This window comes from Winslowiella iniecta, assembly GCF_001267535.1.
Classification (GTDB): domain Bacteria; phylum Pseudomonadota; class Gammaproteobacteria; order Enterobacterales; family Enterobacteriaceae; genus Erwinia; species Erwinia iniecta.
Map to the genome: position 1 here is coordinate 1,461 of NZ_JRXE01000035.1, position 5,252 is coordinate 6,712.

At 55.6% G+C, this 5,252-nt stretch carries 6 protein-coding genes; all 6 read left to right on the plus strand.

Features of this window, described 5'->3' with window-relative positions:
• The first annotated feature begins 115 nt into the window (after positions 1–115).
• Positions 116–988: a protein-glutamate O-methyltransferase CheR gene (gene cheR, locus NG42_RS19495; RefSeq protein ID WP_052902338.1), complete on the plus strand. Its 873-nt coding sequence runs from the start codon at positions 116–118 to the stop codon at positions 986–988.
• On the plus strand, positions 988–2,037 hold the full coding sequence (locus NG42_RS19500; protein WP_052902340.1) for a protein-glutamate methylesterase/protein-glutamine glutaminase: 1,050 nt from the start codon (positions 988–990) through the stop codon (positions 2,035–2,037). The genes cheR and NG42_RS19500 overlap by 1 nt, the downstream gene beginning before the upstream one ends.
• 41 nt (positions 2,038–2,078) lie before the next feature.
• Positions 2,079–2,468, plus strand: coding sequence for a chemotaxis response regulator CheY (cheY, locus tag NG42_RS19505; RefSeq protein WP_052902342.1), 390 nt, complete (start codon positions 2,079–2,081; stop codon positions 2,466–2,468).
• A gap of 9 nt (positions 2,469–2,477) precedes the next feature.
• Positions 2,478–3,122 (plus strand): protein phosphatase CheZ, encoded by a 645-nt coding sequence (cheZ, locus tag NG42_RS19510; RefSeq protein ID WP_052902344.1) that lies wholly within the window; start codon positions 2,478–2,480, stop codon positions 3,120–3,122.
• A gap of 153 nt (positions 3,123–3,275) precedes the next feature.
• The gene (gene flhB / locus NG42_RS19515) at positions 3,276–4,427 is read left to right on the plus strand and encodes a flagellar biosynthesis protein FlhB (protein WP_052902346.1); all 1,152 of its coding nucleotides are present in this window, start codon (positions 3,276–3,278) and stop codon (positions 4,425–4,427) included.
• Positions 4,420–5,252, plus strand: an 833-nt coding sequence (locus NG42_RS23685; RefSeq protein ID WP_052902415.1) for an FHIPEP family type III secretion protein, incomplete at its 3' end; no start/stop codon positions are given. The genes flhB and NG42_RS23685, both read left to right, overlap by 8 nt.

Below are 5,252 nucleotides of genomic sequence, written 5' to 3' on the forward strand. Positions count from 1 at the left end.
AAGCCCTTGAAGCGCAAGCTGAACATCTGAGTGAGGCGGTGACGAGATTCTCTTTCGATGGCCGCACCGATGCGGTTTTAACCCCTTAATCAGCGATAAGCTGGATGGCCTTTAAATGAAAAAAACGACGTTGCTGGCACAGCCTGAAAACACCACCTTGCTGTCGCAAATGGTGCAGCGCCTGCCGTTATCGGATACGCATTTTCGCCGTATCAGTCAGCTGATTTATCAGCGAGCTGGCATCGTCCTCGCCGACCACAAGCGCGAAATGGTTTACAACCGCTTAGTGCGTCGGCTGCGTATGTTGAATATTGATGATTTTGGTCGTTACCTGGCGCTGCTGGAAAACGATCCTAACAGTGCCGAGTGGCAGGCGTTTATCAATGCGCTGACCACCAACCTGACGGCATTTTTCCGTGAGGCGCACCATTTTCCGATCCTCGCAGAACATGCCAAAAGACGTAACGGCAGTTTTAACGTCTGGAGTACCGCCGCCTCGACCGGTGAAGAGCCGTGGTCGATCGCCATGACGCTGGCAGAAACCCTCGGTGCGGGTCCAGGTAAATTCCAGGTACACGCCAGCGACATTGATACGCAGGTGCTGGAGAAAGCGGTGGCCGGCGTTTATCGCCAGGAGGAGTTACGCACGCTGTCACCGCAACAGTTACAGCGTTTCTTCCTGCGTGGCACCGGCCCGCATGAAGGTATGGTGCGGGTGCGTTCGGAACTGGCTGGCATGGTGAATTACGCCCGGCTTAACCTGCTGGCGCCGGACTGGGCGCTACCGGGTCCGTTCGACGCCATTTTTTGCCGTAACGTAATGATCTACTTCGATAAAGAGACTCAGGAAAAGATCCTGCGCCGTTTTGTTCCGCTGTTGAAGCCGGGCGGTTTGTTGTTCGCCGGTCACTCAGAAAACTTCAGCCAGATTAGCAAAGAGTTTTATCTGCGTGGACAGACGGTTTACGGGCTGACTAAGGAAAGATAATGAGCAAAATCACAGTGATGTGCGTTGATGACTCAGCGCTGATGCGGCAGTTAATGACGGAAATCATTAACAGCCATCCGGATATGGAGATGGTGGCCACCGCTCCCGATCCGCTGGCCGCGCGCGATTTGATCAAACAGCTCAATCCGCAAGTGCTGACGCTGGATGTTGAAATGCCGCGTATGGACGGCCTCGACTTCCTCGAAAAACTGATGCGCCTGCGTCCGATGCCGGTGGTGATGGTGTCATCACTGACCGGTAAAGGTTCTGAGGTCACGCTGCGCGCGCTGGAACTGGGTGCCGTCGATTTTGTCACCAAGCCGCAGCTTGGCATTCGTGAGGGGATGCTGGCCTACAGCCAGATGATTGCCGACAAAGTGCGTGCGGCAGCACGCGCCAGGCTGCATGTGCGTCCGACCCAGGCGGTGCCGGCGATGCTGAAAGCCGGGCCGTTACTGAGCAGTGAGAAGCTGATTGCGATTGGTGCTTCAACGGGCGGCACCGAGGCGATTCGTCATGTGCTGCAACCGTTGCCAGTGACCAGTCCGGCACTGCTAATCACTCAGCATATGCCGCCGGGTTTCACCCGTTCTTTTGCCGAGAGGCTGAACAAACTGTGTCAAATCACCGTGAAAGAGGCGGAGGATGGCGAGCGCATTTTGCCCGGTCATGCCTATATCGCGCCGGGTGCGATGCATCTCGAGCTGGCGCGCAGCGGGGCCAACTATCAGGTCAGACTGAATGACGGCCCGGCGGTGAATCGCCATAAGCCATCGGTGGACGTGCTGTTTAACTCGGTCGCGCACTACGCCGGGCGCAATGCGGTGGGGGTGATCCTGACCGGTATGGGCAGTGATGGCGCGGCCGGATTAAAAACGATGCATCAGGCCGGTGCCTGGACCATCGCCCAGAGCGAAGCGAGTTGTGTGGTTTTCGGCATGCCGCGTGAGGCTATTGCGCACGGGGGTGTCAGTGAAGTGGTGGATCTCCACCAAATCAGTCAGCACATGCTGGCAAAAATTAGCGCCGGACAGGCATTGCGAATTTAGTGTAATCCCGTCCTGCGATTCGGGTCAAAACAGGAGTAGATATGGTCGATAAAAATATGCGCTTTTTGGTGGTGGATGACTTCAATACGATGCGTCGTATTGTGCGTAACCTGCTGAAAGAGCTGGGATTCAGCAATGTTGAAGAAGCGGAAGATGGCGCGGATGCATTGAACAAACTGCGTGCCGGTGAGTTTGATTTCGTCATTTCTGACTGGAACATGCCGAATATTGACGGACTGGAGCTGCTGAAAACCATTCGTGCCGACGCGGCGATGGCTGCGCTGCCGGTGCTGATGGTGACGGCGGAAGCCAAGAAAGAGAATATTATTGCGGCTGCACAGGCGGGTGCCAGCGGCTATGTGGTTAAACCTTTTACCGCTGCAACCCTGGAAGAGAAGTTAAATAAAATCTTCGAAAAACTGGGAATGTAAGGAGACGTGATGAGCGAACTTCCGAAACCCAATACCGATGCGGCGTCTGCACATGACATCATTTCGCGCATTGGGTCACTAACGCGTATGCTGCGTGACAGCCTGCGCGAACTGGGGCTGGATCAGGCCATCGCGGAAGCGGCGGAAGCCATTCCTGATGCCCGCGATCGTCTGGATTATGTGGTACAGATGACGGCGCAGGCGGCAGAGCGCGCGCTGAACAGTGTCGAAGCTTCTCAACCACGTCAGACGCTGCTGGAGAACGGTGCAAAACAGCTGAAAGGGCGCTGGGATGAGTGGTTTGAAAATCCGATTGAGCTTGCAGATGCCCGTTCACTGGTTTCGGATACCCGTGGTTATCTGGAATCGGTGCCGGATCATACGTCGTTTACCCACGCCCAGCTGATGGAAATCATGATGGCGCAGGATTTCCAGGATCTCACCGGTCAGGTGATCAAACGCATGATGGATGTGATTCAGGAGATTGAGCGTCAACTGCTGATGGTACTGCTGGAAAATATCCCGGAAGGCAGTGCGCGTCAGAAAAAAGAGAATGACAGCTTGCTGAATGGTCCACAGATGAATGCGGCTGCGCCTGGCGTCGTGGCGAATCAGGATCAGGTTGACGATCTGCTGGATAGCCTCGGTTTTTGATATCAATTACACGGGCGGCGAGTACGTCGCCCGTTTTAACGATTTCCCGCCATCCTTAAAATAACCGCTATTTTTCTTCTTTGATCGCGCAATCATACCGCTGCGCTTTTGGCATGCTAGTGCCTGAAATTCCGCCCATACAGGTTTGCTGCCGTGTCCCAAGACAGTGATGAGGAAAAAACAGAAGCCCCCACACCCCACCGATTAGAAAAAGCGCGTGAGGAGGGGCAGATTCCGCGTTCGCGCGAAATGACCTCATTATTAATGCTGTTAGTCGGCGTCATGATCCTTTGGCTGGGCGGCGAACCGATGGCGCGTCAGCTGGCTGCCATGGTCTCCTCAGGCCTGAATTTCGATCACAGCATTATCAGCGATGACAAGCAGAGCATCCGCCATATCAGCTCCTTGCTCGGGCAGGCCGTCTGGGCGCTGTTGCCGGTTATGAGCGGGCTGGTGCTGGTGGCGATTGCCGCACCGATGATGCTGGGTGGCATTGTGCTCAGCGGCAAAGCGATCAAAGTCGACTTTGGCAAACTCAATCCACTGAAAGGCCTGAAGCGCATGATTGCGGCGCAGGCCTGGGCCGAACTGTTAAAAGCTATTTTGAAAGCGGTGCTGGTGGGCAGCGTCACCGGCTGGTATCTGTGGAGCAGCTGGCCCGAAATGCTGCGTCTGATCACCGAATCGCCGGTTGCCGCCTTAGGCCATGCGCTGAACCTGATTGCAGTATGTGGACTGTTAATTCTGCTCGGCCTGATTCCGATGGTCGGTTTTGACGTGTTCTGGCAACTCTACAGCTACTTTAAGCAGCTGCGCATGACGCGCCAGGAAATCCGCGACGAATTTAAGCAACAAGAGGGCGATCCGCATATTAAAGGGCGTATTCGCCAGGCGATGCATGCCGCCGCGCGACGCCGCATGATGGCGGATGTGCCAAAAGCTGACGTGATTGTCACCAACCCGACCCATTACTCGGTCGCGCTACAGTATGACGAGAAGAAAATGAGCGCGCCAAAAGTGCTGGCAAAGGGAGCCGGGGAGATTGCACTGCGCATTCGTGAGATCGGTCAGCAGAATCGTATTCCGCTACTGGAAGCACCGCCGCTGGCGCGTGCGCTGTATCGCCACAGTGAGATCGGCCAACATATTCCCGGCTCGCTGTACGCCGCGGTGGCGGAAGTGCTGGCCTGGGTCTGGCAGCTGAAGCGCTGGAAAGTGGAAGGCGGTCTGATTCCTAAGAAACCTGAACGTTTGCCGGTGCCGGAAGCACTGGACTTTGCTGGAGAGAAAAAAACTGATGGCTAATCTGGCCGCGTTATTACGGTTGCCGGGCAACTTTAAAGAGACACAGTGGCAGGTGCTGGCCGGGCCGATCCTGATTCTGATGATCCTGTCGATGATGGTATTGCCATTACCGGCGTTTATCCTCGATTTGCTGTTTACCTTTAATATTGCTCTGTCAATTATGGTGCTGCTGGTGGCGATGTTCACCCAGCGCACGCTGGAATTTGCCGCCTTCCCGACCATTCTGCTGTTTTCGACCTTACTGCGTCTGGCGCTGAATGTCGCTTCCACCCGTATTATTCTGATGGAAGGTCATACCGGTGCTGCGGCTGCCGGGCAGGTGGTCGAAGCCTTCGGCCACTTCCTGGTGGGCGGCAACTTTGCCATCGGTATCGTGGTGTTTATTATCCTCGTTATTATCAACTTTATGGTGATCACCAAAGGTGCCGGACGCATCGCCGAAGTCGGCGCGCGTTTTGTGCTGGACGGGATGCCCGGTAAGCAGATGGCGATTGATGCCGATCTGAACGCCGGACTGATTGGCGAAGATGAAGCGAAAAAACGCCGCTCCGACGTGACGCAGGAAGCGGATTTCTACGGCTCGATGGACGGTGCCAGTAAGTTTGTGCGCGGCGATGCTATCGCCGGCATTATGATCATGATCATTAATGTGATCGGCGGCCTGCTGGTCGGGGTGGTGCAGCACAGTATGCCGCTGGGCCATGCGGCAGAAACCTATACGCTGTTAACCATCGGTGATGGTCTGGTGGCGCAGATCCCGGCGCTGGTGATCTCCACCGCGGCGGGTGTGATTGTGACGCGCGTCAGTACCGAGCAGGATGTCGG